Source organism: Stenotrophomonas sp. 89682_Sma (genome assembly GCF_056481405.1).
The window spans coordinates 1967295-1994098 of sequence record NZ_CM151147.1 but is presented as its reverse complement, the minus strand read 5'-3'; the positions used below and the strand labels follow the sequence as shown (position 1 = coordinate 1994098).

The window sequence follows — 26804 nt, the reverse complement described above, 5'->3', positions numbered from 1 at the left end:
CTCCACACACTCTTCACACTGCACTGCCTAGCTTCACGTCCCTCCCAGGGGTAATGCTCATTTCCACGTGGACGCTGCCGCCTCTACGACGTCCGTGCTGACGGACCCTTCCCGCCAACTGCGACTGCTGATCGACAGCGTGCGCGACCATGCGCTGTACCTGCTTGATCCTGATGGCATGGTCTGCAGCTGGAACCCAGGCGCGGAGCGCATCAAGGGCTATTCAGCCGATGAAGTGATAGGCACGCACTTTGGCCGTTTCTATCTGGCTGCCGATCGCGAGGCGGGGGAACCGCAGCGCCTGCTCCGCCATGCAGCTCAACATGGCCACGTTGCCAGCGAAGGGTGGCGGGTACGTCGCGATGGCTCCTCGTTCCGTGCCAGCGTGGTCATCGAGCCGGTCGTCGAGGCAGGCGAGCTGCTCGGCTTCGTCAAGATCACCCGCGACATCACCGAGCAGTGGCAGGCACAACGACTGCTGCGCGATGCCCAGCGTGCGCTGCGCAACACCCAGCAGTTCGAAACCGTCGGCCGCCTCAGCCGCGGCCTTTCGCACGAATTCAACAACCTGCTGACCACCATCGGAAATGCGCTGGACCTGCTCTCACTGCGTGTAAGCGGTGACGATGCGCGTGCCGCCGAGCTGCTGGACGCTGCGCAGGCAGCCACCGACCGCGGCGCGCTGTTGACCCGCCAGTTGCTGGCGTTCAGCACCGGCCAGACCCTGATCCGCGAGCCACTGGACATCAATGCCCTGGTACGGCAATGGCTGCCGGACCTGCAGCGCGCCTGTCCGCCTGCGGCGCTGCTGGAGCTACGGCTCACACCCGGCCTGCCCCAGGTGAACACCGATGCAATGCAGTTGCAGGCTGCGCTGGCCAACCTGGTGGCCAATGCCGCCGATGCCACCCTCGAAGGCGGGCGCATCCTGATCGGCACCGCAGTGGAGCATCGGCTCGACCCGGATGCGGACTCCACGCTGCAACGGGGCTATGTCACGCTCAGCGTCTGCGATGATGGCCACGGAATGGCGGCCGACATCGCCGAACGGGCCACCGAGCCTTTCTTCACCACCAAGGACATCGGCAAGGGCAGCGGCCTGGGCCTGAGCCAGGTGTTCGGATTCACTACCCAGAGCGGCGGCTTCGTCGACGTGTCCACCACGCCCGGTGTCGGCACCACGGTCAGCCTGCTGCTCCCCGCAATGGAGGACCCTGCCCATGACCGATGATCCGATCCGCGTACTGATGGTGGAAGACCAGACCGATCTGCGTGAAATGATCGGCCTTGCCCTGCGCGACCTTGGCATCGACGTGGCCACGACCGCCGACGCGCATGAGGCCGCCGCCCTGCTGAAGGGGGAGGCACGTTTCGACGTAGTGTTCAGCGACGTCAGCATGCCCAACGGCATGTCCGGCATCGAGCTGAGCGAGCATGTGGCTCGCGAACAGCCGCAGGCACGGATGATCCTGTCGTCCGGCTATGCCCGTTCGCAGCTGCCGCCGCTGCCCGAGCAGGTGGAGTTCCTGCCCAAGCCCTATCGCCTGCGCCAGCTGGTGCAGCTGCTCAGGCAGGAATGATCCTTCGCCGGGCATGGCCCGGCGTGTCCGTTCCTGTAGAGCCGAGCCCATGCCCGGCTGCGCTCCTCAATAGCGCCCCACCAGGTTCAGGTACCACCCGCGATGGGTGTAATCGAACCTGGTCAGGTCATCGCTGAAGTCGGTGAAGTTGTAGCCCACACCCACGCGGAAGTTGCGGCCGATATCGCGATCGACACCGGCCAGCCAACCCTGCCTGCTGCCGCCGTCGCGGACATCCAGCACGCGGTACTCCAGCAGGCCGTGCCACTGGTAGTACAGGTCATAGCGCAGCTGTCCCGCAGCGAAGTTGGTGGCCGAGTCGAACCAGGGGCCTGTGCCGCGTCCATAGCGCACTTCGCCTTCGCGCCGCGCCGCCTTGGCCGCCACCTCCCAGCGCTGGTCGATGCGGTACACGCCCTCCAGCGACAGGATCTGCGTGCGCTGATCGTAGTCCACGCCGTTCACCTGGCCCATCGTCGACAGGTCGTACAGGTAGCTGTAGCGACCGAACAACGCCCAGCGGTCGTTGTCCCACGGCCGGTAGGCGAAGCCCAGGTTGCCTTCGATGAAGCGCGCGCCCGCCACCGGATTGATCGCATCGTCGGTGTCGGCATAGTTGAAACGCGCCGCGATGCGCCAGCTGTCGTTGAGGCGGTGGCTGAGGCGATTGGTGCTGACCCACTGCGTCCGCCGCTCGGCACCGGTATCGCGCCGCCATTCCAGCTTGCTCTGCCACTCGGTGCCCGGCGCGGTGCGGCCGCCGGACAGGCTGACCGCCTTGCGATCCACCTGGCCACTGCTGGCATCAAGCTTGCCGTTGCTCAGCGTGAAGCCCGCGTTCCACCCCACTGCCGGATAGAAGTCCATGCCGAAGGTGTGTGCCAGACCAGACGCCTGTTCGGACTTCAGGAACTGGCTTTCATTGAACACATTGACCTGATCAGACAGACGCCAGCGCTGGCCCAGCGTCCAGCCATCCTGTGCGTTCGGGCTGAACAACGGGTCGTACTCGCTGCGGTCGGTGGACTGGGTGAAGGCACCGTAGAAGCTGTGCTGCGGGGTCAACCGGTACTCGGCGTTGACCTGCGCGGCGGTGCCACGGTCGCCGTCCGAGACTTCCGCACCGAGGGTGGAGAGGTTGGCGAAGGTCCAGGTGCCACCGGCCACCACCGCGTCGTTGTCGGCGTAGCGGCCATGGTCGTCATCGACGGTCATCTGGCCGCCACCGTACACGTCCAGCGACGTACCGATGCGGTGCGTGTAGCGCGCCGCAGCCAGCACGCCGGCCACGTTGCCGCCGGCACCGCGGTCTTCCTGCACGCGACGCAGTTCAGCCGACAGGCGGTCGTTCTCGCCGATCCGCCATTCGGCGGTGGCCTGCGCCTGGATCAACGACGCATTGCCACGGCGGGCCTCGCTGTAGCGCGCATACAGGCTGAAGTCGTCGGTCACGTAGCCCAGCAGCTCGGCGCCCTGCTCGCGCACCCGCTGGCCGGTGTCGAAGCGACCCACCGAATAGCCGCCGTCCACCTGGCGCCACCAGGCACCGGCGCTCCAGTCGCGCTGGGTCCAGCCCAGCTCACGCAGGTTGATGCGCGCTTCCACGGCGGTCGCTTCACCTTCGCGCGGCCCCTCCGGGTTGAGGTGACTGAAGCTCAGACCGCCGTTGTCCGAGAAGAACACCGGCGCACTGGTCGCCTCGCTGCGGCTGTGCTCGACCTTCAGGTAGGTGCCACGGCCGGCCTGCAGGGTCAGGTCCGCGCCCTTCAGCGAATAGTCCTGGCCGGAGCGCTGCTCGTCCACGTAGGTGGCGCCCACGGCAACGTGATCGCCGAACCAGTGCTTGCCGCGCACGCCTGCGGTGATGTCATCGCTGTCGAATCCAGTCGGCACCCATTCGTAGTCGACGATCAGGCGCTGCTCATAGCCGTCCAGCGGCACATCGCGGCTGATCCGGCGCAGGTTCTCACGGCTGACCTGCGCCAGCGGCCGGGTCAGCAGGATGCGCCCCTGCAGGGCGTCGATCTCGTAGTCGGCGCCACGCACCATCGGCACACGCTGCTCCACACGGCCGGTGGTGCGGTCACGGACTTCCAGCACCACCTGGTCCGAACCACTGAGGATGCTTGCATGCCGCAGGTAGTACAGGCTGCCACCGGTGCCGATGAATTCGCTGTGGCCCGGCGCGGTCTCGGCCTGTGAACCGAACAGGCGCAGCTCGCTGCGGGCATCACCCCAGGCGTTGGCACCACGCGAACGCCACGACAGTGCCGCACCGTACAGCGAACGCACGTACTGCGCGTACTCGGTCCCGGTCAGGCCGGTGTTGTAGTTGCCCCATAGCGCCTGGTTCTTGTCCCAGTCCATGCGCAGGTAGAAGCGACCCATGCTGTCGACATCACGCTGGGTCAGCGAATCATCGCCATAGGTCGGGTAATACAGGTCCGGGTCCAGGCTGCGGAACAGGTCACGCGGATCGGCGTTGGTGAAACCCGTGAACAGCTGGTCCAGCGGACGGTTCTGGGTGTCGGCCTGTGCCGTCAGCAGGTAGCGGCCACGGGTCTTTGCCTTCAGGTAGAAGGCCAGGCGGCCATCGCTGAGCACGTCATCATTGCGCTCGCCCCGCGCCAGGTCCTGCCCTGCCCCACTGGCCTTGTTCTGGTACACGGTGATGTCGGCCAGGCCGACACCGAACAGGTACTGGCCGCTGACATCGACCTCCAGCGTGCGCGCAATGGCCGGCGCATCCGGTCGCTCCACACGCACGTCGAACGCATGATGGCCGATCGGCATCAGGTACTCGGCGGCGAACTTGCGATCCTGGTCCAGCGGATAGCTGTCGCCATTGATCTTCAGCGACGCCCCCAGCGGCAGGTCGCGGCCACGCAGGCGCACCCGCGATCCATACACCGGGATGTTCTGTTGGCGCAGGCCATTGCCATCGAACACCTGCTGCAGCAGTGACAACGATGCTGCCTGGTTGGCGTCCACCGAGGTACCGCGGCGGTCTTCCAGCGCGTCGCGCAACTGCTGGTTGCCGCGCTCGAATTCCGCTGGCGTCACCAGCTGCATCGATTGCGCGGTGGTTTCATCGACATTGCCCTCGGCATCGAAGGCGCGCAGCACATAGACCAGGCGGTCGCCCCGGCGCAGCGGCGCCGAGGCTGGCAACGCGCCATCCCACACGCCCTGGGCAACGGCGGCCACCGGCAGTTCGAACGTCGCCAGTGCTGCCACGCGATCCGTGTCGCTGCCGCGGTAGACGCTGACTTCCAAGCGCTGGATGAACGCGGTGTAGTTGCCACGCACGTAGAACTCGACCGGTCGCACGATGCGGCCTTCGTCGAAGGCGACCATGCCCGGTGCGGACACCGACAGTTCCGGCTGGCCCATCGCCGGATCTTCGGTGGCCCAGATCGCGCCGCCTTCCGGCAGGCGGATCATGAACTCACCGCGCACCGTGGCCTTGCCCGGCTCATCGATCGCCAGGCTGACCCGGCGGTCCGGTTGCAGGGCCTGCGAACTGGAACGCGTCGAGGTGCCCTCGGTCACCGGTTCGTCGTAGCTGCGCGAGCGCAGGCTGAACAACAGTTCGCCCTCGGCATTGCACTGGGTGCCGTCACAACGGATCGGCGCCGGCTCGGCGGCGGGCGGCGTGGCCTGGGCGGCGCCGGCCAGGCCGAGCAGCAGGGCCTGATACAGCGCAGCGCGCGGCAGGCGGGCCGCACGGCGGGCGGCAGAGTGATGCGCGCTCATCGGCGTGCCTCCTGTTGGCGAGCAGCCGCACGGGTGGCGGCGCTCTCCTCGTTGCGGACGCGCAGGCGCTGCTGCACGGCGGGGCTGAGCTGGCTGTGCAGCGCCTCGAACACGGCGTTGGCACGGCGCAGGCCCAGTGCCTGGTTGTAGGCATGGCTGCCGCGCACATCGGTGTGGCCGACCAGGCTGACCTGGCCGCCACCCAGCTTTTCCAGGCGCGCGGCGATGGCGGCCAGCAACGGCTTGAACTCGTCGCGTACGGTGGCCTTGTCGGTGTCGAACAGCACGTTGCCCAGCAGCGCGCCACCGGCATCCACACCGGCCAGCAGCGAGTGGGGATCGCGCACATCGGTGCGCAGCTGCACGGTCAGGCCGGCGCGTGCGCTTTCCGCAACCTCGGCCTGCAGTGCATCGCGTACCGCTGCGGCGCGGGCAAAGGCCAGTGCCTGGCGCTCGCCATTGGCAGCGATCACCACGTCGCCCCCCTGGTAGCGATCCACCACCTCGGCCATCTTCTTCAGCACCGGGCGATAGCTGGACTGCAGCTCGCTGCTGCCCGGCGCGAACAGCACCTCACCCAACGCGATCTCCATGCGCTCTGCGGCGGCCTGCGGCGACGGCGGCAGCCGCACGCCAAAGCTGAAGCGGGTCGGTACGCCCTGCGTCACCCGCCGCAGCAGCGGATTCTCGGTGGTCAGTTCGGCACCGGCCGGCAGCGTGGCCGGGTCCAGCTTGACGATGAAGTTGCGGCCCAGGCGCGCGTCACCACCGTGCACGTCAGCCAGGTGGTAGCGCCCGAACGGATCGGTCTCGACCAGCAGGCCTTCCACCGTGGCCAGGCGCACGCCGGGGATGCCCTGCTCCTGGATGCCTTCGTTGCCGATCACGTAGGCCACTTCGTAGCCCTCGGCGACACGGGCGATCTCGCGGCGCACGCTCGGCTCGGCCGCAGTCAGGCCCTTGCCGGCCTCACCGCTGCGTTCCACGCGCGTGGCGCCCTGCGCGTCCATCCGCAGGCGGTGGCCCTGCGCGCTTTCCAGCACGAAGTCATCGCTGAAGGACAGTTCGCGCAGGCGCTGGCGCAGCACCACCTGATGCGCCTCGGCGGTGTCGGACGTGGACGCGCGGCCATGCACCACGCCAATTTGAACACCGTGCAGCAGCGGTGCACTGGCATCGGCCAGCGGTTGCGGGCCATCGCCGCGATCCAGCGTGGTCGAGCCCGGGACGTAGGCCGAAGCAGCGAAGCCACCCTGCACGCGAACGCCGCTCAGCTCCGCGCTGTCCTGCCAGCCGTCGCCGTCACGATCGTCAAACACTGTACCGAATACCAGGCTGTCTTCCAGCAGCGGATCGGCATCCATCGCCACCTCGGCGGTGGCGATGTTCGACAGCGGCGTGCCATCGTCGGCAATGGCAACGGCTTGGTTGACGTGGTTGCCCGCGCGCACGCCGGCGCCCACCCGCAGCAGGTAGGTGATGGTTGCGCTGCCACCCACCGCGATGTCCACCGCACCGATGCGCAACGGCGACTGGCTGCTGGCCAGCGCGAACGCACCGTCATCGTCAGCCACGCGCATCGAACCGTCGACGTAGCTGAAGCCCGGCGGCGGCGTATCGACCACCACGCCGCTGCGCCAATGGCTGCCGCCCACGTTCTCGACCACCAGCTGGTAGCGCACCAGGTCGCCCACCTTCACCCGGCGCGGGCTGGCGGTCTTGGTGATGCGCAGGGCGAAATCGGACACCACCTTGTGCCGCGTCTCGCAGGTCGTGCAGTCCGGCGGCGGCGAACCATCCGGATACTGGCCTCGCAGACGGTTCAGCACTTCGGTGCGGGCCTCCTGGTTGACCACGGCCTCGTAGACGAACTCGTGGCGACCGATCGAGGTACCCGTCGGCACCGTGCAGACGATGTCCGGCCCCTGCTGGACGCATCCGGCCGGCAGGCCCTCGATGCTCAAGCCGGCATCGGGCGTATCCACCAGCTGCAGCGGACGACGCAGCGCAGCGCGCTCGACCGTGGCCACCAGCGTGTAGCGCAGGCGGTCGCCCGGTCGCACTTCGGTGCCACTGGCAGGTCCGGACTGCTTCTCCAGCACCACGCGCGGTTCGGCCAAAGCGTGCTCGGTGCTGCAGTCGCCGCTGCAGGTGGGCGTGTCACCACCGGTGCCGAGTACGGCATTGCGCACGCTGCCACTGGCCTGGGCATTGACCAGCGCGCGGTAGCCCAGCGTATAGGTGCCCGGCGCCGTGCCGGCCGGCAGCGTGCAGACCAGTGGATTGCTGGCGCTGCAGGAGAACGGCCCGGGCTGGGTGACCGACTGCAGGTCCAGGCCCGTGCCCAGGGTATCGGTCAGGGTCAGCGTATCGAGGGTCTGCGAGTTGGCGACCGTCACCTCCACGCTGTAGTCCACCGCATCGCCCACGGCAACCGGGGCAACGGTGCTCGACTGCTTGCGGTAGGTCACCACCGCCGACAGCACGGGCGTGGTGGTGCCACAGTTGCTGGTGCACGTGTTGATGCCGGTACCACTGCCGAGCACTGCGTTGCTGACGCTGCCCTTGGCCTGCGCGTTCACCCGCGCGGTGTAGTCCACCGTGTAGGTGCCCGGCACCGTACCGGCCGGCAGCGTGCACACCAACGGATTGGCGGCATTGCAGCTGAAGCCCTGGCTGGCGGTCACCGCACCGAAGTCCAGGCCGGGGCCCATCGTGTCGGTCAGGGTGAACACCGCCGTGGTGCGCGAATTGCTGACCACCGCGGTCAGTGTGTAGGCGATGCTGTCACCCACCTTCACCGGACCCGCCGCGGCCGAGGTCTTGCGATAGTCGATCGCACTGCCGGTCACCGGCGTGCGGGTACCGCAGTTGGCGGTACACGATGGGTTGTCGCCACCGCTGCCGAGCACGGCATTGGTGACCTGGGCGGTGGCCTGTGCGTTCACCACCGCCGTGTAGGTCAGGCTGTAGCTGCCCGGCACGGTTCCCGCCGGCAAGGTGCACACCAGCGGATTGGCGGCATTGCAGGTGTAGGCGCCCGCGCTGGTCACCGCGCCGAAGTCGAGGCCGGTGCCCAGCGTATCGGTCAGGGTCACCACATCGGTGGTGCGCGAGTTGGTCACTACCGTGGTCAGGGTGTAGGTCAGGCGATCGCCCACTGAAACCGGACCGGTGCTGTTCACCGACTTGGCGTAGCTCACGCCCGGTGTCGCCACCGGGGTGGTGGTGTCACAGTTCACGCTGCACGACGGGTTGTCGGTGCCGCTACCAAGCACGGCATTGCGCACGCTGCCGCTGGCCTGCGCGTTGACAGTGGCGCCATAGGTGAGGCTGTAGGTGCCGGGCACGGTGCCGGCCGGCAGCGTGCACACCAGCGGATTGGCGGCGTTGCAGGTGAAGATGCCTGCGCTGCTGACGCCAGCGAAATCGAGGCCGTTGCCCAGGGTATCGGTCAACGTGACCACGGCGCTGGTGCGCGCACGCGTCACCGTTGCAGTCAGGGTGTAGTCGATGCGGTCACCGACCTGTACCGGGCCGCCGGTGGAGGCCTGCTTGGCATAGACCACCTGCGCGGCAGCCATCGGCGTGGTGGTATCACACGCACCCACGCAGGAAGGATTGTCGGTACCGCTGGGTACGACGGCGTTGCGCACCTGACCGCTGGCCTGCGCGTTGACCACGCCGGTGTAGGAGAACGCATAGCTACCCGGCACGGTGCCGGCCGGCAGCGTGCAGACCAGCGGATTGCCTGGCGTGCAACTGAAGCTGCCTGCGCTGGTGACGCTGCCGAAGTCCAGGCCGGTACCCAGCGTGTCGGTCAGCGTGGTCACCGTCGTGGTGCGCGCGTCGGCCACCAGCACCGTCACGGTGTAGGCAACACTGTCGCCGATGGCGACCGGACCGGCGGTGCCGCTGGCCTTGGATACCGAGATGCGTGGCGCTGCCACCGGCGTGGTGGTGGTGCAGTTGCTGCTGCAGGTGGGCGTGTCAGTACCCGTGCCGACCACGGTGTTGACCACCTGGCCACTGGCCTGCGCATTGACCGTGGCCGTGTAGCTCAGGCTGTAGGTGCCCGGCACCGTGCCTGCCGGCAGCGTGCACACCAGCGGGTTGGCCGCGTTGCAGGTAAATGCACCGGGGCTGCTGACGCTGGCGAAATCCAGGCCAGTGCCCAGGGTGTCGGTCAGGGTCAGCACATCGCGGGTGTTGCCGTCGGCCACGGTGACATCCACCGTGTAGCTCACGGTCGCGCCTACCGCGACCGGGCCGGTGGTGTTCGAACGCTTGGCGTAGCCCACCCGCGTCACGGGCACGGTCACGTCGCTGCGCGTGCAGTGATCAACGTCGGTGCAGCTGCTGCCGGGTACCGGCGGATTGCCGTTGTTGAAGGGATCGTAGCCGCCGCCCACGCTGGCATGGTTGGTCAGCACGCCGTTCGCAGCCGCGGTAACCGTCACCGGCAGCGTGAACGCCGAGCTGGAGCCGGGACTGCCGGCGGCGGCCAGCACCTGGCTGCTGGTGCAGGTGACGTCCTGGCCACTGGCCGTACAGCTCCAGCTGCCGCTCACATGGGCACCCGTCCAGTTCGGCACGATCCCGGCCGGCAGCTGGTCGCGCACGATGATCGCGCCCGCCGGCACATTCGGTGGATTGCCGGTGGGGACATCGCTGGTATTGCTCACCGTCAGCGTGTACTGGGTGCCGGCCTGCCCGTAGTTCCAGATGCCACCGGTGGCGTTGTTGCCCTTGACCACTTTCAGCGACGGAGCGGTGATGGTGATGCGGTGGTCTTCCACCTCGCCGTCATCGGCCACGCCGGTCGGGCTCTGTATCTGTGTGGCGTTGGTCGCATAGCGCAGGCGCACGTAACTGGTACCCGCGCTGACCGACGTCGGCACGGTCCAACCCAGGTTGGCCTGGCCACCACTGCAAAGCGCGGTGGTGCTGCGTTCGTTGGCATCGAACTGGCCGTTGCGGTTGAAGTCGATCCAGCCAGCGACGCTGCCATTGCCTACACAGGCCACCGCCTGGGTGATCAGCGTACCGGCCTGCATCACCGTCAACCGGTAGCTGGTTGGCCAGGCATCTTCTTCATGGCTCCCAACCTGCGGGAAGTTGTCATCGCCCAGTGCGTCCGCGCTGTAGCTGCTCTTCTGTTCGGTATCCGGGCCCAGGCTGCCGAGGAAATCGGTCAACGGTGGTGCCAGGCCACCCGGCGCGTAACCGGCGGTGTTGATGTTGAAGTTGCTGGCGCCCTGCGGAATGCCATCGGAACGGAACTGCAGATCGTCCACCACATGCATCGCATCGCCGTAGCTCTGCGGTGCGTCACCAAAGTCGGCATACGGCACCAGCAGGCCGATGGCGATGGCGGTGGTGCCGCCGCCGCGCATCGAGAAGCCCATGTTCACCGCCAGGTTGCCCGGCGCGTGTGCGGCATTGTCGAAACTGAGGAAGGTAACGGCCGCCGTGTTGTCGTCGTTGCCGGGTCCGAAGCGGATCACCTGGTTGACGCCACTGGTCGACTTGTTCACCAGATAGGGCGTGGCATTGGCCAGGTTCTTGCGAACCTCCACCACGTTCCAGGTGCCCTGCGCGCTGGCTTCGACGAACTCGCCGCTGTTGTTGATCGATTCGGCGTCGGCCATCACCACGCCGCGCAGGCGGTAGGGCGCCCCCCCCAGGGTCGACGTACAGGTGATGTTGAAACTGGAGGTGCCGCCCGCACGTGCGATGCCGGCAATCAGCTGGTTGCTGGTGCCAGTGCCGCCGATGTTGTACAGATCGTCAAGGCTGTCGCCGCCGAAGTTGCCTGGCCGATAGCTGCGCAGCACGCCGGTCTCGGCCGTGTTCAAGCGGCAATCGACGCGCAGGTTGATGCCCGCGGCAATCGGCATGTCGATGGACGACAGCGCCCCATCATTGAGCACGACGTTGTCGACACCGTTGGCACCGCCCCCCCAGGTCAACCACAACACCGTATTGCGATACGGGCTGCTGCCACCGGTGGCGTAGGCGGCTGCCCACGCCAGCGATGGCGCCACCATCGACAGCAGCAGGATCAGCACAAGCGCGATCCAGCGGCCGGGCCGCACGCATCGGGTGTTTTTCTTGGGATGAACGCATCCACCGCCCGCGCGAATGCGCGACGTCGTCGACTGCCACATGGTGATTTCCCCGGGCGGCCCGCAGAGGCCGCTGTTCAATAGGTCGCCTGGGACGAACTCATCAGCCACGCAACGCGCGCGAAGCACGTTCTGCCGGCTCGATGGCCACTACAACCGTCCCTGGACCTCGTTGGTCAGGTATGAAGTTCAGTGACTACGATACTGCACCGCAGCAAAAGCGTGATGAACGTCTCATTTAATTTTGCCGATTCCGGCGTTATTCGACGACCACAGTTGTAGCAATCCGGAAGTGCGGCACCGTGCACGATTCCGGCAGCGCGAACGCCCTTTCCGGCAAGACGTCACGCGAATTCGGCGCAGATTTCCGTGTGTCTTGTCGGCACGAAATGCGCCGTGGGCGCCACGATCAGCCCTTGATCGCCCCATGCCGGAACGAGGCCAACAGCGTGGATGCGGCCATTGCCGGAGCCAGGCGGCCGCGCGCAAGCGACCAGGTGATGCCGTAGAAGCAGGTCCAGTAGAAGTCGGCCAACCACACCGCGGTGAACTCCACGTTGAACTCACCCGCTCGCTGGCCGCGCAGGAAAAACGCCTCGAAGCGCTCGCCGATCGGCGCCCAGCGCTCCGGCAGCAGATGCAGGTCTCCCACGCGCTGTTGCTCTTCCATCATCCGCGCGAACAGCAGCGTCACCAGCTCCCAGTCCGCCAGCAGCGTGGCGGTGACCTGCTCCAGCACGTGGCGTGCATCACCGCCCTGGTCGAACCAGGCCGCCGCCGCTTCCACGCGCTCGAAACCGGCCGCGAACAGGGCCTCGTCGATCGCCTCGCGGGTAGGCGCAAACCGGTACAGGGTGGCGCGGCTGATGCCCACCCCGCGCGCGAGTTCGCTGAGGGTGCAGCGTGGATGGCTGACCAGGGTGGCCGCCAGCGCGTGCGGCAGGTCGCGTCGTGTACGTGCTGCGGCAGGTCGCATGAAAAGCATTGAGGTGTGGGCTGGCGCTCACGCTAGCATGAATCATAAATTAATAAACTGAATCACATTTGATTCATTCGAATCACGGATGCGCTACAACAGACCTGCGTCCGGTGCACCCGGTCGGTGCACGACAGGGAACGCGTCACAGGCATCGAAGGAGACAACGCCATGCTGCATCCGCTACGCGACATCGCCGTGCTGTTCGACGCCAGCGAGACCGGGGACCGCGTACTGAACATCGCCGCGCATCTGGCGCAGGCGCAGCAGGCGCATCTGGTGGCGGTATCGACCGCCCAGCATCCCACCGACATCGCCAGCGGTTTCGCGCGTGGCGCGGGCATCGCCGCCGCACTCGACCATGAAGCCCGCGCCGACGCCGCCTGCACCGCGCAGTTGATGCAGATCCTGCGCGACGCTGCCGAACCGCTGCAGATCAGCACCGAACTGCGCATCGTCTCGGACTACCTGGGCGGCGCCGACCTGGCGCTGCAATCGCTGTATTGCGATCTGATCATCGCCGGCTATCCGCATACGCCCGGTGCTCCCTCCGGCTGGCATCCGCTGGGCACACTGCGCCAGACCGGCGTGCCGATGCTGCTGGTGCCGCCGCACTGGAAGGGCGAGCAGGTCGGCCGGCGTATCGTGGTGGCCTGGAATGCCAGCAAGCAGGCCCGCCGTGCCGTGGCAGATGCCCTGCCACTGCTGGCGCGGGCGCAGGCCGTGCACCTGCTGATGGTCGACACGCCCAAGGCTGAGGCCGCACCCGGCGCCGAAATGGCCCAGCATCTGGCGCGGCACGGTGTCGAGGTCGAAATCCAGGCGATCAGCCCCAGCCAGGGGGGCGTTGCCGCCACCATCCGCCAGCATGTACTCGATGCCGAAGCCGATCTGCTGGTGCTTGGGCCCTACAGCCGCAGCCGCGTGGTCGAACGCGTGCTCGGTGGCGTCACCGAGGATCTGCTGGCCGAAGTTCCGGCGCCGCTGTTCGTATCGCACTAGTGCCACCCTGTGCGGCGCGGCGGTAGCCGGTCAGCGACAGGCCCGTATGCCGCCGGAAGTAGCGGCACAGGTAGGACGCATCCTCGAAACACAGGCGTTCGGCGATGCGTCCGATCGGCAGTTCGCTGTAGCTCAGCAGTGCCTTGATCTCCAGCACCACCTGGCGGTCGATCAACGCCTTCGGCGTTTCATCGAAGCATTCCCGGGTCAACTGCGAGAGATAGAACGGGGTAATGCACAGCGCCTCGGCGTAGGACTGCACGTCACGCTGGCGCATGCTGCGCTGGCCGACCAGCTCCCAGAAGTTCCAGGCCAGGCGCTCGCGCCGGCCGACCTGCGGCGCGGCCTCGTAGTGTGCCGGGAGCAGCGTGGCGAACTTCAGGAAAAAGGTCTGCAGCACGTTGCGCAGCATCACGTGCCGATGGCGGCCACCGTTGTGCTGGGCATCCATCAACTGCTGAAGCCAACCCTGCAGCAGCGGCACCTCCAGCGGTGACGGCACGCAATGGGGATGCTCGTGCAGGAACTTGAACAATGCATTGGGCAGCACATAGGCCACCTCCGAGGCCAACGCTTTCGGCATCAGGCAGACCACCGCCAGGAAACCGCGCGAGCGCTGCCGCAGCAGCGCCAGCGTACCCTCGGTCAGCACCAGCACGTCGTGCCGCTGCACCGCCACCTCGCGGAAGTTCAGTGCAAAACGCGCACACCCGGACACGCACACCAGCACCGCCAGGTACGCGTGCCCGAACGACAGTGGAACACCCAAGCCTTCCGCCAGCGTGCTGACCTCCAGGCGCATGGATTCGTCCTGTTCCAGAAGCTGGGGAATGCGGTCCATGGGCCGATCCGGCTGGATTCCGAGGCCCAGCATATCGGGCCCGGCACCAGACTTGTGAAAAGTACCGAAATGATCAAGATGCCGTCCCCACCCGCAGTAGCCGACGCTGGGGCTGGATCAGACCCCGCTGCGCTGCATGAACAGCAGCTCCGGCGTCGAAACGTCGTCCACCGGCTGGAAGCCGAGATCACGGTAGAGGGCCACCGCCGCGAGGTTGTCACGATAGACACGCAGGGTCAGGCGCTGCACCCCCGGCGACCGCAGGGCCTCGGCACCCAACAACTGCATCAGCACCCGCCCCAGGCCGCGCCCACGCGCCTGCGGCGAAACAATGATGCGGCCCAGGTGGGCGGCGCCGGGCGCGGTCAACCAGTACTGGCCAAACCCCATGCACGCGCCCTCCCCGTCCAGCAGCACCCAACCCGGGCGCTCGGCCAGTTCAAGTGTCTGCGCGAACGCTTCAGGCAGCAGAGGAAACGCAACGCCTGGGCCAGCCCAGCGTTGCGTCGCTGCAACCGAATCGAGCCAGCCAGCGATACACGGGTAATGCGGAGGTTGAACCGGTTGCAACTGTGCGGGCATGAGGATGCCAGTGTGGTCTGGTCTACTGATTGTGAGCGACCCGGCCGGCGTCGTCACGCTGCGCGGCAGTTCTTGAGTTTTGTCCTAGGACAATAAACAATGCCATGCGTCCATGCACCTGCCTGCGTCCGGCAGCCCTCCCTTCATCTCTCCAGGCCCCTCATGTTCACAGGTCTCAGCGCGTTTCCGCTCACGCCCTTCAACAACGAAGACATCGACACCCGCGCGTTCGCCGGCCTGGTCGAGCGCCTCGTGGCTTTGGGAGTGGACTCGATGGGCATCCTTGGCTCCACCGGCAGTTATGCCTACCTGGAAAAGGCCGAACGCAAGCGGGTGCTGCGCCAGGCCCTGGCCAACGCCGGTGGCGTTCCAGTGATCGCCGGGATTGGCGCACTGCGCACCCGCGACGTGTTGGAACTGGCCAAGGATGCCGAGGATGCCGGCGCGGCCGGTCTGCTGCTGGCGCCTGTGTCCTACCATCCGTTGAAGGAGCACGAGGTCTACGCGTTGTTCGAATCGGTGTGCAATGCAGTGCGTACCCCGATCTGTGTCTACGACAACCCCGTAGCCACCCACTTCCGGTTCAGCGATGAACTGCATGGGCGAATCGCTGCACTGCCGAACATCGCCTCGATCAAGATGCCTCGTCTCTCCGATGACCCAGCGGAAGCGGTAGCTCGGGTTTCCACCTTGCGTGCCCACATCCCGAAGCACGTCACGCTGGGCATCAGCGGCGACGCGGCCGCAGTGCATGGGCTGGCCGCCGGCTGCGATGGCTGGTATTCGGTGATCGGCGGGCTGTTCCCCGAGGTGGCGCTGCGGATCACGCGCGCAGCCCTCGGCGGCGAGATCGCCACGGCAAAGGCCTTGTCGGCGGGGCTGGCGCCACTGTGGGCGCTGTATGACCGATTCGGCGGAATACGTGTAATGGCGTGCGCTGCAGCGCTGATGGGGCTGAGTGGGCCCGGCAACCTGCCGCGGCCGCTGCTTGGCTTGGAGGCCGATGATCAGGCGCTTGTAGCGGACGTGCTTGCGCGGCTTGGTCTGCGGCTGCAACCGTGACGTCGCGGCATCTCGGGCCCTGCTGAAACACCACCACGTGTACAACAGCGCCGCCACGGATTTGACACACGACAACGTAGGCATTTACCTACTCGCTCGTTAGGCGTTTCCTTATTGAATGCCCGCCACTGTACTGAGAACGTCCACAGGCCCACAAGGCGTTCATCAACCAGACAGTGGAGTGATCATGAAGATCCAAAGTGTCTTGCTTGGCCTGATCGTCGCAGCCGCTGGAGCCGCCGCAGCCGTTGGCGTTGTTCCCACCGCGAATGCCGCTTCCTTCCATACCTCCTGTGTACCCGTCGGCGGCGGCATGGCGCAGTGCACGCAGACCTTCTGCCATGAAGATCAGTGCGTGGTGACGGATACCTGGACGCAACCGGTTCGCGAAGCGCTCGTTCTGCAATGAGCGCATGACGCGGCGACAGATCGCCGCCATGGTCCGCCCGGTCTGACCCGCCCTAGTCCGTCCGCCAGCATGATCCGGCGGGCGGACGAATCCGTCGCCGAAGAGGAGTATCCGTGAAGACAACAAGCATGTTCCTGCTGGCAGTTGCGCTCGCATCCATCTGCTCCAGCGCCGAGGCTGCCCGCTATAAGGCGAGCAACTACATCTACTTCGACGCGAATGGAACGCCCATTGGACAGACTGCCAGTTACTGCAATGGCGTCCAGTGGCAAGGTGGCGCTACCTCATCTCCCATCTTCCTGAAGATCACCACCGGTTGCGGCGCAACCGAATTCTGTCCGCCGGAAGACGATCAATGCCACGTCGGCGTAGACAACACATTGTCCATCATTCTGGCAGGCAACCCGTCGTTCACACGCCAGGAGGCGTGCCAGTTGATTGGTTCGTCCCCCTGCCAGTCCATGGAGCCGGAGCTCCTCTGGAACTACGGCTGGACACCGGTCAGGACCAAATAAGCGGCTCGACTCCGACCGGCCGGGAAAGCGTCTTGGGCAGGCAGAAGGCCGACGGCGTTCAAGCGGCATCGCGGCGACCTGCCCCGCTCGTGCAAGGCAGACCAGCGTCCCGGGCGTTGATCGTCGGTCGCCCCGGGTAACGCGCAGGGCGCCGCTGCACGCAACGGCGGCGCCCTGCTACCCCGGTCTATCGGCAAACGTACTCGCGTGCCGACTCGATGGTGTCCACGTCGAGCTCTTCGTACTGGATCTCGACGGTTTCCATGCTGCTGGAAGTAACCACCGCGCGCGCGCCAAGATTGCAGCCGGCCGGCAGCCCGCCTGCGTATGCCTGGCCGTTGATCGCATAGGCCAAGCCGTAGCAGGCAGAGCCGAGCTGGAACGGATTGTGGTTGCAGGCCATCAGCTGATCGTTGGCCAGGCCACTGGAAGCTGTGTAGTTGGCCGTCCAACCGCTGGCGGCATCGCTGCCACAGCTGCCCGGATACCCCTGGATCTGCGTTCCGCCTGCGTCGCAGATGTGGTAGGCGAAGCTGCCGAAGAAACTGGTCTTGAGGTACGCGGTACGGTCACTCTCTACCCACTGCGCCGCGGCAGCGCTCTGGGCAAAGGCGGACAGGCCAAGCAGGCATACGGCGACTGCGGCGAGAGGTTTCAATCCTTTCAACATGACTGTCGTCCTCGGTAGTGGCGTAGTGCACGCCTCATGCGTGCCCACCGAGTCTACCCATCAGGTCTGCCGACAAATATGACAGGCTCGGCAGTCTGGGCCTGCCTGCGCACTTGATCCCTGAAGGCGAAGACGGCTTCGCGGCAACGGCCGCCTGTAGATCCGCCATTGTGACCAATGTGACCAAAGCACCGGAAGATGCAGTGGAATAAAGAGGGCCACGCGATCACGAATCGTCGCAAGTGACTGATTCTGGTGACCCCGGCCCGATTCGAACGGGCGACCTTCCCCTTAGGAGGGGGATTTCGTCGCCCGCTCAATCAACTACTTACGAAGTGCATGGGACCGGCGTGGGTCCATTTCCGCTCAAACACCCCGCCTCAGCTGCTGTAGCCCGGCCCTCACCCTAGCCTTCATGGGATCTCTCGCCCTTGGCTTGGTCTCCTCCGGCGGTCGGCGTGGTTCCAGCGCTTCCTTGATTCGCGCCACTTCCATTGTCCCGGCCTCCGCTAGGCGCCGAGCCTGTTGCTGCTGCTCGCGGGTCGGCGGCAGGCCAGGTGGTGGGGGTGCCGGCTGGATCGGCTTGGTGTCAGTAAGCCGCGCCACAGCCGCGCGCAGGCGCATCTCCGGGTAGAGCCTGGCCGCGCACCACCGCTCGGCATAGCGCTTGCCTTTACTGATGCTGGCCGCCGAAACGTCCTTGGTCTGCCACATCTTGCGGGCATCCAGGTGCACGCGCACAGCGCCATCCTTGCCGCAGCTTACGTTGGCGATCTGTCGACCGCTCCACCACAGCACCCAGCTCTCCCCAATCTGGGCCCAGCCAGAGGGGATCGGGGCGGCGCGGAAGCCTTGGTAGCCGTGCGAGGGAATCATTGCCGGAAGGATACGACTGGCCGTCGCAGATCCTGCGAGCGCACCCCTACTTATGGAAAAACTGCTCAGATTCGGCCATGCTCACCTTAAATTCACACGGAGCAGGGGGATAAAGATGGCCGGCCAAAAGGGAAATGAAAACAACACCTTAGGGTCATTTTTCCCGCCCAAGCTGGCCGACCCCCGGCAAGGCCAATTGTCGCTCGGAATAGAGAAACAACGGGAGATTGATGGCATTGGCATGGGCGTCCTTTCTGACGGAACGCCGTTCCTGAGTGGGCGTGGCCTTTCCCGGCTCTGTGGCGTTCGCCATTTCGTAATTCAGGAGCTCTCATCGGAATGGAACGAGCCGGTACAGAAGCCGCGCGTTTCGGCCATCAAGAAGATCCTTGAATCGAAGAGCGTCAGCCTCCCCCATCCCTATGTCGAGGTCATCGACAAGGGCACGACGTTCTTCGCCTATCCGGACACCTTCTGCCTCGCCGTCCTTGAGTACTACGCATTCGACGCAGGAGCAAACGTCAAGGAGCAGGCCCAGGCAGCATATCGCCAGCTTGCGGGCCAAGCGCTTCGTGACTTCATCTACAGCCAAGTTGGCTACGATCCAACAGCGCTGGTGCCGGATGTATGGCGGAATTTCCACGATCGCGTGTCACTTACATACAACTCGGTGCCTGCTGGCTACTTCGGCATCTTCAAGGAGATGGCGGACATGATCGTCAACCTTGGACAGGCCGGCCTGCACATCGACTCCTCCTTTGTGCCCGATATCAGCGTGGGCCAGCACTGGAGCACCCACTGGCGCAACAAGGGCTACGACGCTCAATTCGGGCCAAGGATTAAGTTCGAACACAATTTCCCTGAGTACTACCCGCAAGCTACAGCTAACCCACAGGAACCCTGGTGCTATCCGGAAGCCGCTCTTGGAGAATTCCGCCGCTGGCTTCGCGAGGACTACATCGGCGCAGGAAAGTTCGTGCGCTACTTAGAGGGCAAGATCGCTCAAAAGCAATTGCCACCGTCATTCGCGCAGATCGCTGCGTCAGCGTATAGGATTGAGCAAGACTGACGTCAGAAGCTTGGCGCTGCGCCGCCGCAGCCTATAGGCTGCCGACGCGGCACTGACGGCTGCAGCACATCGAAATGGCGGCTGTTGGTTATGTACTGATCACAGAGACGATCATTTCCGCCCTGGCAGAAGCAGAACGCAATGGACCGCACAAAAATATGACTAGCGGGATTTACAGCACGGGACCAATGGACAGCCCGAGATATCAATTAGCGAAAGCGAGAGAGAAGTTTTTTGCGGTCAAGCCGCTCCTCAAGAGATACGCAGATTCAGGACCATTCAAGGTGGACGTCGAGAACTTCGCCACGTCAGATGCGACTCGCATCGTTCTGCGTCGAGTAAAAAACCCACCAATGGAAGTGGCTGACACCATTAACGATTCGTTCGAGGCGCTGCGAAAGGCTCTAGATCAAGTTGGCTACGCAGTCGTTAGGAAGTTGGGGGCAGGCGGGAAAAAGTGCGCCTTCCCTTTCGGAGACAATGACAGTGAAGTGCAAGCCAGAGCAAGTGGTCAATCTAAAGAAATTCCCCCGGAGATCTTCGCAATCATGACTGCCTTTCGCCCTCACAAGGAAGGCGACAAGTTACTCTGGGCATTGAACGAAATTGCAAACACAAGCAAGCACCGAATTACCAAAGCGTTTCCGGGATCCGTTTCACAAGCGTCTGTAGGCATGCTACGAATCTCAGGAAACGGCGACATTCTCGGCCCTTGGGATGAGCAGAAAGGCGAGATGGTGATCGCAGAAATTGGATCCGACTCAGAATTCACCATGGACGGCCTCAGTTACACAATAAGCCTAGTATTCGGCGATGTCCCGTACGTGGAGGGAATGCCGATTGAGCCGGTGTTCCGATACTTGGAGTCAAAAGTAAAAGAAGTGCTGGACGCAGTTGAATTGAAGGCGGTAGAGATGAATATCTTCCAAGCATAGTCGCCATGTGTCACGGCCCGCAATTTACTGGTAGCTGTTCCACTTCGGAGGACAACCACCAGCAAATGTATTTGTAGGTCAGATGAGATGTGATCGACATGGGGACGATCATATGGCTGCGTGGCGCTGTTCAAGAACTTCCAGGTTGAGCAGCCATCGGCCCCGGATCCGGCAAGCCCAGGATGCCCGCCTTGTCCGGCCGGCACCATCGGGCAACCTCGCCATGTCGGGTCGGGCTGTCCCTACAAGCCCCGGCCCCAGGCGACAGGGCTACCCGCCGGCCATGTGCGGCCGATTCGTCCAGCTTCCTGCTCCTACTCGTCAGATCGGCCCTAGGTCCTTCACGACCGCCTGGCCCTGCTGCAAGAACCCGATCAGCAGACGGCCGCCAGCGACTTGCCGTCCCATCTGCTCATTGAGGTAGTTGGCCTGGAGTCGTCCGGCCGCCATCAGATCGACCTGCAGCATGCTCGGCACCACGCCCTTAAGTGGATCACCTGGTGACGCGAATTGGCCACCGATCGGCTGGACCGCGGTTGCGCGCCGACTGTCGCTCTTGGTATAGGCAGTGGCCATCATCCTGCCACTTCCCGGCGACCAACCACCCAAGATGATCTCGGTCCCGAGTTGTTCGATTGGCAGGTCGGCCTCCGCCGCGGCTTTCTCGTAGTTCAGCCATAGCTGGTCCATTACAGGTCCCATCTCGGCGGACAGTTTCTCAATGGAGAAATCCGCACGGAAGCTGGCCTGCAGGAACAGCTCGTAGATCTTCAGGAAACTGGGCCGCACCTCTCGTCGCCAGCAGCATGTTGTGCTGCGGTATCAGGAGCATCTTGGCACCAGCGGAATGGGCGCCGGTCAAGGCATCCTCCGCAAGCGTGTCCACTGCAACGACAAGCTGGTCACGGCTGATCAGAACATTGAGGATGCTCATGGGGCGCGTCCATTGGCAAGTCGAGACTATGGCTGGAGCACTGCCCAGTGTCCACTGGATCTGAACCGGCGCGGCGCTGCGCAGCTGCTGCACCAGCGGAACGGCCCGCCCGGACCATGTCCCTGCTGATCCACGAGGCAACCCATATACCGTCGTTCAGGGGTCGAGCGGCGGCGATGGAAGTCGTGATGGCCGCCATGCTAGGTTCCAACCGGGTAGAAGGGAGCAACCTCAATGAATCGACGCTGGTGGGGCGTGAGTGCATTATTCGTTACGGCAGTGGCTTCAGCTGCGACAGCCGACACACCCGAGGGTGAACTGAGCGATCCCTACGGCTATACCCGCAGCGTACGCCGTGCTGAACTGGGCGCGCTCCAGGCGATGGGCAAGACGCAGGGCGCTAAGGGGCTGCTTGGCCAGACAGGCTTCTACCGTGTACGCGGCGAAATCGATCGCTCCAGCAAGGCCGCCGAGCAATGTCTTCAGGCGGTGGCCAACGAGCCCCGCGAACAGGTAAAAGGCATCGAGTACCTATGTGCAGCCTCCTTGGCAGGCAACTTACTCATCCAGGGCGATATTGCCGGATGGGCTGCGCAGATGATCCAAGTTCGAATGCTGCTGGACCGCGATATCCGCCCAATGCTCAAACAGCAAGCGGGCGACATCCACCTAGCGGGCATCAGCGAGCCGCATTTCGAGCGCTTCACAGCCTGGCCACGCACTGCCTTGGCGGCACAAACACCTCCAAGCGATATCCATGTTCCCATCCAATTGCAAAACGAACTGCCGACAATCAGCCTGAAGATGCGCACTAAGGCCGGTGAGCGCGAGCTGCGCGTACACGTGGACAGTGGCGCAGCGCATTCGCGCATCGGGCGCACGCTGGCAGCCGAACTCGGGCTGGAACTCACCGAAGGTTTCATGGTTGCCGATGGAAAGGCTGGGGCGGTGTATGCGCTGGCGTCGCCGGTGACTCTGGACATCGGAAGTGTTCTGGTGCGCGATGTCTCCTTTGCAGTGCTGGGCAAGGACGATCTACCGCGCATCGGCCTGGACGTGTTGCGCGCGCTTGGACGGGTGCGTATCAACCAAAACGCCCTTGTGATCCAGGCCGCTGCCAGCCCGGTGCCATGCGCGCGACGGATGGCGACACTATCCTCGCTGTGGGGCGATGCGTATGACGTCCGCTATCCGATCCGTGCCGGCAAGCAGAATGTGCTGGTCAAGGTGGATACCGGATTCAACGGTGGCTTCCAGGCGCGCGGAACGCTGCCCGCGCGCCCACCGGCAGCTGCTATACGGCGCAAGAACGTGATCACCACCGAAGGCAGCGAAGATATCCAGTACGTGGAAGCAACCACGCCGGTGATGATTGGCGACGAAGTTCTGAATCTTCCGATGGACATAGGCCTTTCACCTGGGCCCAGGCCGTTGTTCAATCCCGAATGGCGCTTGGGTTTTGCTTCAACCCAGCGTTACAGCCTGTACATGGACGTTGCTGGCACCTACGGTTGCCCAGTTGCCGTTGCCGAAGCACCGCCGCTGTTGCCACCGAAGCCAGTTGCCGCGCCGCCCACCGGCGACTGATCGGCGCTGGACAAAATCGTCAATTTGCCAAAATCGCAGGGTCGAGCCTGGTTCGACTCTTTGTCGGCGAGCCGCTCCTCACGCGCCCCCGGGTTGAGCTGCCTGTGGCCCCGGATCCGGCAAGGTCAGGATGCCTTTTCGGGCAGGTCTCCGCTATCGGGCAAACACCCACTGACGTTCGGGGTTCTCCCTATGCGGCCAGCTTGTGCTCGTAGAACGGATCCCGCTTAAAAGCTACGGCCGACACGGCCAACGTGACTTGCAAGGCCCGCGAGCAAAACGGTAGCTCTAAGATAAACGGCGACCGAGAGGTCGCCGTTCACTGCAACTAGAACTACGGTGATTCAGCCGCCGAGCGTCTCAGGGCTATCCTGATTTTCGAAGTTGACGTTCTTGTAGTGATACTCAACGAGCACCCACGCACCGCCACCATTGCCGCCGCCGACCCACGTGTACCCCCAGGTCTCGCTATTACCGTAGCGGTCAGTCGTCGTCACGGTGAACTCATCGCCGGCATTGGCTGAGCTCGGGAGCGGCACGGGCGGCGGCGGGGCTGATGCACGCGTTACAGCTCCACTGGACGCAGGGGCAGAAGAGGTCTTCTTAACCACTTCCACGGTCACACCTTCCAGCACCGGCGCGTATTCTGGGGAGCGCTGCTTCACCCACTGCAACACGGATTGGGCTTCAGCGGAGCCGGGGGCATAAATACTCTTGCTACTCAGCATCACGACGCTTCGCGGAGAGGTGGTGTTGCCAGCCGACGCAGTTCCAGTGACAGAGAGCAATGCTACAGCTGTGGACAGCACAAAGACTTTGAGCTTCATTACATATCCCTATCGAATTGGCCAAGATACTGGCGATAATTCCGTTATCCAGCCTGTTCAGTTAACACGAGCCATCCGCCCCCGTCAAATTACTTAAGCGAATAGCACCCGACCACCGATCAAATTCGATATGAGCAATTCATCCACTCACCGGCGACAGCAGCGGCGTCTCCGCCGACATCCACGACCGCATGCCGGTGTGGCTGCAGGCCGGCCAGATCGATGAGTGGATGGCCGCCAGCCCTGACGATGCCATGGCTATGCTGCTGGCCAGCGAGCCGCCGGCGATGGAGGCTTACCGCGTCACCCGCGCGGTGAACACGCCCCGGAACAACAGTGAGGATCTGCTATTGCCCTTGGCTCGAACTGCCCAGCCGTAGCTGGGCAGCAGGGGATCACATGAAGACGTAACCCAAAGGACCGTCAAGGATAGCGCCAGGCGCCCCGTCGCAATCCGCGCGAAGGGTATCAAAATGCCGCGACTTCCCCTCCCAGAGATGGCGGCAGCGGTACAGGGGAACAGTACCTGGCAACTGGACTTGCGAGATGTAGCCGCGCAGATGCGAGTATGGGAGCATCGGCTGCCCCTCACAGTTCACGTCGGTGCTACTGAAGGTGTCCCAGGGAGTATGCGAGACACATTCGCGGATCGGCAAGCTGTTCTCAAAGGGAGTCAAGGAGATGAATCCCAACGTTCCCTCAATGTGCCACCCTCCTTGCAACAAGCTACCGTAGTCCCAGTTGACGCTCATGTGTGAGCCAAGGTTCGGTCTGTAGATGCGGACGACCTCGCTCAATGTCACCCCGGGCGGCACGGCCAGCGTCGGGTCCATCTGAACTGCTGCGTTTGCCGCGGCGGACATATCGGATTGGCTAGCAGGCGCCGAGGCTGCGGTTCCGGCTGCCAGAAGCAACGAAATTCCCAAAAGACATGCTTTCACGGACATCTCCATTTCTTCAATCGCGAGCCTCTTGCTCGCCGGACCATCCTAGCGGGGCTTGCAAGCGCGCGACATGACCTAGTTCCCATCGCCACGACCCTGCTATATCCGCAGAGCCCTGCAAGCCAGGGAACAATTCGGAAGGCCCATCGACCTCAGTGTTCTGACACGTTCGCGATGGCCAAACACGAACGGTTTTCTGTAAGGCGCATGCCCCGCTTTGGGCGTAATCTCGACCCTGTTCGCAGCACAACACAGGGAGAGCGTCATGCGCGTACTGCTTACCACCACCGTTGCCGCAGCACTGATCACCGGCTGCAGCACCGCGCCGGGCGTGATACACGGGCGCACAGTCGAACTGCATCGTGAGTCGTCCGTCGCCGGCGAGAGCCTCGATGACTTCGTGGTCCGCATTGCCCCACAAGCCTTGGAATCGTCCAAGACTGCCAGGGCAACTGTTTGCGGCCAGGTCGAACAGGACGCAGGCATCTTCAGCGTTCGGCTGAAGACCGACGGCTATGTCAGCGACTGCGCCCTGCCTAAGACTGGCAAGCCTTATCTACTGGTGAATGGCACAGCCACCGACGCGCGAGAGAACCACTTCTCGCAGGTGAACTGGCAGCGTCCCGGCTATCTGATCACCCCCTGGTCGGTGAAGTACCAGGACGGCGCCAGCAAGCGCCCCCGCATCGTTCGCTAGTAGTTCCGCATGTCCAGGATCAGGCCGGTCAGGTTGTTGTAGCCCATCTGCCCGGTTGGCGGGTACGGCGGCCCCGGCCCTTCATCAGTCGCGCTGCGAGTATTGATCAGCCCGACGCTGATGGTTCCATTGGAATTGGTCCGTACGCCTACGACGTAACCCACCGTCTGGGTGCGCCAACCGCCACCGCCGCTGATCGGTCCGCCATCCACGCGGGTATAGAGGCCCGTGTTGCAGATACCAACCGCGTACCCCGATGTGAGCGGGATTGGGATGTCCACGGTTCCCGTGCCGGCAAGCGTGTTCACCATTTGTAGGACCCGCATGTACTTGTAACGGGAGTCGAAGATCACCCGATTGTTGGCCGGATTCCGAATCCTCAGCCCCTTCGTAGTGATGAACTGCATTTGAGCCACGTCGGTGGTGTCGAACACCCAGTAGGTGACGCTAGCCCCTACGACGTCAGTGTTGATCACCCACTCATAGGTGGAACCGGACTGGCTCTTGCTCACAACGCCGACAAGCGCGCCAGCGCAGGTGACCGCCAGGATGGGCTCGTTGCAGCCGGCGACCTGAATCACGGCCCTGCCTATCGTCTTACCGCCGATCCCAGGAACGGGGTAGGCGTTTGCCTGTACGACGAAGGGACCTGCCTTCATCCCCAGACACTCCCAACCTGGGTCGGTGACCCCGGTCGGGCGCCTCTGTGGCTTTTCATGGCCCACACTGGGCTGCGCCGTGGTGAGCTGGTTGGACTGGGCAAGGATTCGGTGGCAGGGAGCAGACTCAGGGTCGAGAGCGAGCCAGACGAAGATGGCCAGGGGCGCACGAAGTCAGGCAAGTGGCGCGAGGTGCCGCTTAACCGGTATGCGCGCTGGGCGCTGCGCCGCCTAGCGATCCGCTGGTGGCCGTGCACAAAGACACCGTATCCGACTGGTTCGCGTCCGATGCCAAGCGTGCGGGAATCGGTGGCAGCCTCCACCGGCTACGGCACACCTTCTGCGCCCACATGGTGATCGCCGGGGTTCCGTTGCGAAGGGTGCAGATTCTGGCCGGGCACGCTGATTACGCCACGACCGAGAAGTTCTACGCTCACCTAACTCCTGAGGGCGACGATGGCGCCGTAGCGAAGCTCAAGTACTGATCCGCGGCGTTGGGACCACCGGGACCAAATCCTGTGGATATGCAGGAAACAGTGGGAAATGCTCACCACTGAGTCTGTCTAAGTTATTGATTCTGGTGACCCCGGCCCGATTCGAACGGGCGACCTTCCCCTTAGGAGGGGGACGCTCTATCCAGCTGAGCTACGGGGCCATGCAGCCGGGAAGTTTACAGGTAACCCGCCCTGCCCTCCAAGCATTCTTGCTCCGTACGCTTCCGCTGGCGCGTTGCACCATGGCCGGACAGGCCGCTC

23 protein-coding genes, 1 tRNA gene and 1 pseudogene are annotated in these 26804 nt (G+C 64.3%); 12 read left to right on the top strand and 13 right to left on the bottom strand.

Annotated elements, in window-relative coordinates; all coding sequences use genetic code 11:
• Positions 1-67 precede the first annotated feature (67 nt).
• Both ACZK29_RS09330 and ACZK29_RS09325 read left to right on the top strand, forming a co-directional pair.
• The gene (locus ACZK29_RS09330) at positions 68-1231 is read left to right on the top strand and encodes a two-component system sensor histidine kinase NtrB (RefSeq protein ID WP_428993389.1); all 1164 of its coding nucleotides are present in this window, start codon (positions 68-70) and stop codon (positions 1229-1231) included.
• Positions 1221-1580, top strand: coding sequence for a response regulator (locus ACZK29_RS09325; RefSeq protein ID WP_106549663.1), 360 nt, complete (start codon positions 1221-1223; stop codon positions 1578-1580). Before ACZK29_RS09330 ends, ACZK29_RS09325 begins: the two co-directional genes overlap by 11 nt.
• Positions 1581-1646: 66 nt before the next feature.
• On the opposite strand, the gene ACZK29_RS09320 is transcribed toward ACZK29_RS09325, so the two are convergent.
• The 3 genes from ACZK29_RS09320 to ACZK29_RS09310 form a co-directional block, all read right to left on the bottom strand.
• Positions 1647-5336, bottom strand: a complete 3690-nt coding sequence (locus ACZK29_RS09320; protein ID WP_478446971.1) for a TonB-dependent receptor — start codon at positions 5334-5336, stop codon at positions 1647-1649.
• Positions 5333-11407, bottom strand: a complete 6075-nt coding sequence (locus ACZK29_RS09315; RefSeq protein WP_478446970.1) for a CshA/CshB family fibrillar adhesin-related protein — start codon at positions 11405-11407, stop codon at positions 5333-5335. The genes ACZK29_RS09320 and ACZK29_RS09315 overlap by 4 nt, the downstream gene beginning before the upstream one ends.
• A gap of 466 nt (positions 11408-11873) precedes the next feature.
• Positions 11874-12440, bottom strand: coding sequence for a TetR/AcrR family transcriptional regulator (locus ACZK29_RS09310; RefSeq protein ID WP_478446969.1), 567 nt, complete (start codon positions 12438-12440; stop codon positions 11874-11876).
• A gap of 171 nt (positions 12441-12611) precedes the next feature.
• Between ACZK29_RS09310 and ACZK29_RS09305 the strand changes: the two genes are divergently transcribed.
• Positions 12612-13442, top strand: a complete 831-nt coding sequence (locus tag ACZK29_RS09305; RefSeq protein ID WP_478446968.1) for a universal stress protein — start codon at positions 12612-12614, stop codon at positions 13440-13442.
• Here ACZK29_RS09305 and ACZK29_RS09300 read toward each other — a convergent pair.
• Positions 13390-14283, bottom strand: a complete 894-nt coding sequence (locus ACZK29_RS09300) for an AraC family transcriptional regulator (RefSeq protein WP_478446967.1) — start codon at positions 14281-14283, stop codon at positions 13390-13392. The two genes, ACZK29_RS09305 and ACZK29_RS09300, sit on opposite strands and share 53 nt — an antisense overlap.
• A gap of 117 nt (positions 14284-14400) precedes the next feature.
• Entirely contained in the window at positions 14401-14865 is a 465-nt protein-coding gene (locus ACZK29_RS09295; protein ID WP_111203989.1) for a GNAT family N-acetyltransferase, read from the bottom strand.
• A gap of 162 nt (positions 14866-15027) precedes the next feature.
• Between ACZK29_RS09295 and ACZK29_RS09290 the strand changes: the two genes are divergently transcribed.
• The 3 genes from ACZK29_RS09290 to ACZK29_RS09280 all read left to right on the top strand — a co-directional run bounded on the left by ACZK29_RS09290 (position 15028) and on the right by ACZK29_RS09280 (position 16851).
• The gene (locus tag ACZK29_RS09290) at positions 15028-15927 is read left to right on the top strand and encodes a dihydrodipicolinate synthase family protein (RefSeq protein WP_478447078.1); all 900 of its coding nucleotides are present in this window, start codon (positions 15028-15030) and stop codon (positions 15925-15927) included.
• Between the two features lie 187 nt (positions 15928-16114).
• Positions 16115-16336: a hypothetical protein gene (locus ACZK29_RS09285; protein ID WP_146268036.1), complete on the top strand. Its 222-nt coding sequence runs from the start codon at positions 16115-16117 to the stop codon at positions 16334-16336.
• Positions 16337-16464: 128 nt separating this feature from the next.
• A complete protein-coding gene (locus ACZK29_RS09280) occupies positions 16465-16851 on the top strand; it encodes a hypothetical protein (RefSeq protein WP_111203991.1) in 387 nt (128 codons plus the stop codon).
• 187 nt (positions 16852-17038) lie between these two features.
• Here ACZK29_RS09280 and ACZK29_RS09275 read toward each other — a convergent pair whose 3' ends face one another.
• Together ACZK29_RS09275 and ACZK29_RS09270 are read right to left on the bottom strand one after the other, a co-directional pair.
• Positions 17039-17521, bottom strand: a complete 483-nt coding sequence (locus ACZK29_RS09275; RefSeq protein ID WP_164146881.1) for a hypothetical protein — start codon at positions 17519-17521, stop codon at positions 17039-17041.
• 366 nt (positions 17522-17887) lie between these two features.
• Positions 17888-18397: a hypothetical protein gene (locus ACZK29_RS09270; RefSeq protein WP_478446966.1), complete on the bottom strand. Its 510-nt coding sequence runs from the start codon at positions 18395-18397 to the stop codon at positions 17888-17890.
• Between the two features lie 52 nt (positions 18398-18449).
• Here ACZK29_RS09270 and ACZK29_RS09265 point away from each other — a divergent pair, with 52 nt between their 5' ends.
• Positions 18450-19466, top strand: coding sequence for a BstA C-terminal domain-containing protein (locus ACZK29_RS09265; protein ID WP_164146882.1), 1017 nt, complete (start codon positions 18450-18452; stop codon positions 19464-19466).
• A 74-nt stretch (positions 19467-19540) separates the two neighbouring features.
• Positions 19541-20401 (top strand): hypothetical protein, encoded by an 861-nt coding sequence (locus ACZK29_RS09260; protein ID WP_146268040.1) that lies wholly within the window; start codon positions 19541-19543, stop codon positions 20399-20401.
• A gap of 321 nt (positions 20402-20722) precedes the next feature.
• Here the strand turns inward: ACZK29_RS09260 and ACZK29_RS09255 are convergent, their stop codons facing one another.
• Together ACZK29_RS09255 and ACZK29_RS09250 are read right to left on the bottom strand one after the other, a co-directional pair.
• Positions 20723-21190: a hypothetical protein gene (locus tag ACZK29_RS09255; RefSeq protein ID WP_478446965.1), complete on the bottom strand. Its 468-nt coding sequence runs from the start codon at positions 21188-21190 to the stop codon at positions 20723-20725.
• A complete protein-coding gene (locus tag ACZK29_RS09250) occupies positions 21120-21335 on the bottom strand; it encodes a hypothetical protein (protein ID WP_478446964.1) in 216 nt (71 codons plus the stop codon). Before ACZK29_RS09250 ends, ACZK29_RS09255 begins: the two co-directional genes overlap by 71 nt.
• Before the next feature lie 234 nt (positions 21336-21569).
• Here ACZK29_RS09250 and ACZK29_RS09245 point away from each other — a divergent pair, with 234 nt between their 5' ends.
• Positions 21570-22922, top strand: coding sequence for an aspartyl protease family protein (locus ACZK29_RS09245; RefSeq protein WP_478446963.1), 1353 nt, complete (start codon positions 21570-21572; stop codon positions 22920-22922).
• A 344-nt stretch (positions 22923-23266) separates the two neighbouring features.
• On the opposite strand, the gene ACZK29_RS09240 is transcribed toward ACZK29_RS09245, so the two are convergent.
• Entirely contained in the window at positions 23267-23749 is a 483-nt protein-coding gene (locus ACZK29_RS09240) for a hypothetical protein (RefSeq protein WP_146268042.1), read from the bottom strand.
• Between the two features lie 146 nt (positions 23750-23895).
• Here ACZK29_RS09240 and ACZK29_RS09235 point away from each other — a divergent pair.
• Positions 23896-24129 (top strand): annotated as a pseudogene (locus ACZK29_RS09235) (SOS response-associated peptidase family protein); the annotation flags it as partial.
• Positions 24130-24144: 15 nt separating this feature from the next.
• Here the strand turns inward: ACZK29_RS09235 and ACZK29_RS09230 are convergent.
• Positions 24145-24696, bottom strand: a complete 552-nt coding sequence (locus ACZK29_RS09230) for a hypothetical protein (protein ID WP_146268044.1) — start codon at positions 24694-24696, stop codon at positions 24145-24147.
• Between the two features lie 262 nt (positions 24697-24958).
• Here ACZK29_RS09230 and ACZK29_RS09225 point away from each other — a divergent pair, with 262 nt between their 5' ends.
• The gene (locus ACZK29_RS09225; protein ID WP_478446962.1) at positions 24959-25390 is read left to right on the top strand and encodes a hypothetical protein; all 432 of its coding nucleotides are present in this window, start codon (positions 24959-24961) and stop codon (positions 25388-25390) included.
• On the opposite strand, the gene ACZK29_RS09220 is transcribed toward ACZK29_RS09225, so the two are convergent.
• Positions 25387-26049, bottom strand: coding sequence for a hypothetical protein (locus ACZK29_RS09220; protein WP_478446961.1), 663 nt, complete (start codon positions 26047-26049; stop codon positions 25387-25389). The two genes, ACZK29_RS09225 and ACZK29_RS09220, sit on opposite strands and share 4 nt — an antisense overlap.
• Positions 26050-26294: 245 nt before the next feature.
• Between ACZK29_RS09220 and ACZK29_RS09215 the strand changes: the two genes are divergently transcribed.
• Positions 26295-26534 (top strand): tyrosine-type recombinase/integrase, encoded by a 240-nt coding sequence (locus ACZK29_RS09215; RefSeq protein WP_239503943.1) that lies wholly within the window; start codon positions 26295-26297, stop codon positions 26532-26534.
• A 93-nt stretch (positions 26535-26627) separates the two neighbouring features.
• On the opposite strand, the gene ACZK29_RS09210 is transcribed toward ACZK29_RS09215, so the two are convergent.
• Positions 26628-26704 (bottom strand) — tRNA-Arg (locus ACZK29_RS09210).
• Positions 26705-26804: the final 100 nt, after the last annotated feature.

What these genes read in the sequence shown, in the direction of transcription:
- ACZK29_RS09325 (WP_106549663.1), top strand. Translation starts at nt 1,221, where the DNA reads ATGACCGATGATCCGATCCGCGTACTGATGGTGGAAGACCAGACCGAT.
- ACZK29_RS09320 (WP_478446971.1), bottom strand. Translation starts at nt 5,336, where the DNA reads ATGAGCGCGCATCACTCTGCCGCCCGCCGTGCGGCCCGCCTGCCGCGC.
- ACZK29_RS09310 (WP_478446969.1), bottom strand. Translation starts at nt 12,440, where the DNA reads ATGCGACCTGCCGCAGCACGTACACGACGCGACCTGCCGCACGCGCTG.
- ACZK29_RS09305 (WP_478446968.1), top strand. Translation starts at nt 12,612, where the DNA reads ATGCTGCATCCGCTACGCGACATCGCCGTGCTGTTCGACGCCAGCGAG.
- ACZK29_RS09300 (WP_478446967.1), bottom strand. Translation starts at nt 14,283, where the DNA reads ATGGACCGCATTCCCCAGCTTCTGGAACAGGACGAATCCATGCGCCTG.
- ACZK29_RS09295 (WP_111203989.1), bottom strand. Translation starts at nt 14,865, where the DNA reads ATGCCCGCACAGTTGCAACCGGTTCAACCTCCGCATTACCCGTGTATC.
- ACZK29_RS09290 (WP_478447078.1), top strand. Translation starts at nt 15,028, where the DNA reads ATGTTCACAGGTCTCAGCGCGTTTCCGCTCACGCCCTTCAACAACGAA.
- ACZK29_RS09285 (WP_146268036.1), top strand. Translation starts at nt 16,115, where the DNA reads ATGAAGATCCAAAGTGTCTTGCTTGGCCTGATCGTCGCAGCCGCTGGA.
- ACZK29_RS09280 (WP_111203991.1), top strand. Translation starts at nt 16,465, where the DNA reads ATGTTCCTGCTGGCAGTTGCGCTCGCATCCATCTGCTCCAGCGCCGAG.
- ACZK29_RS09275 (WP_164146881.1), bottom strand. Translation starts at nt 17,521, where the DNA reads ATGTTGAAAGGATTGAAACCTCTCGCCGCAGTCGCCGTATGCCTGCTT.
- ACZK29_RS09270 (WP_478446966.1), bottom strand. Translation starts at nt 18,397, where the DNA reads ATGATTCCCTCGCACGGCTACCAAGGCTTCCGCGCCGCCCCGATCCCC.
- ACZK29_RS09265 (WP_164146882.1), top strand. Translation starts at nt 18,450, where the DNA reads ATGGAAAAACTGCTCAGATTCGGCCATGCTCACCTTAAATTCACACGG.
- ACZK29_RS09260 (WP_146268040.1), top strand. Translation starts at nt 19,541, where the DNA reads ATGGCGGCTGTTGGTTATGTACTGATCACAGAGACGATCATTTCCGCC.
- ACZK29_RS09250 (WP_478446964.1), bottom strand. Translation starts at nt 21,335, where the DNA reads ATGAGCATCCTCAATGTTCTGATCAGCCGTGACCAGCTTGTCGTTGCA.
- ACZK29_RS09245 (WP_478446963.1), top strand. Translation starts at nt 21,570, where the DNA reads ATGAATCGACGCTGGTGGGGCGTGAGTGCATTATTCGTTACGGCAGTG.
- ACZK29_RS09240 (WP_146268042.1), bottom strand. Translation starts at nt 23,749, where the DNA reads ATGAAGCTCAAAGTCTTTGTGCTGTCCACAGCTGTAGCATTGCTCTCT.
- ACZK29_RS09230 (WP_146268044.1), bottom strand. Translation starts at nt 24,696, where the DNA reads ATGTCCGTGAAAGCATGTCTTTTGGGAATTTCGTTGCTTCTGGCAGCC.
- ACZK29_RS09225 (WP_478446962.1), top strand. Translation starts at nt 24,959, where the DNA reads ATGCGCGTACTGCTTACCACCACCGTTGCCGCAGCACTGATCACCGGC.
- ACZK29_RS09220 (WP_478446961.1), bottom strand. Translation starts at nt 26,049, where the DNA reads ATGAAGGCAGGTCCCTTCGTCGTACAGGCAAACGCCTACCCCGTTCCT.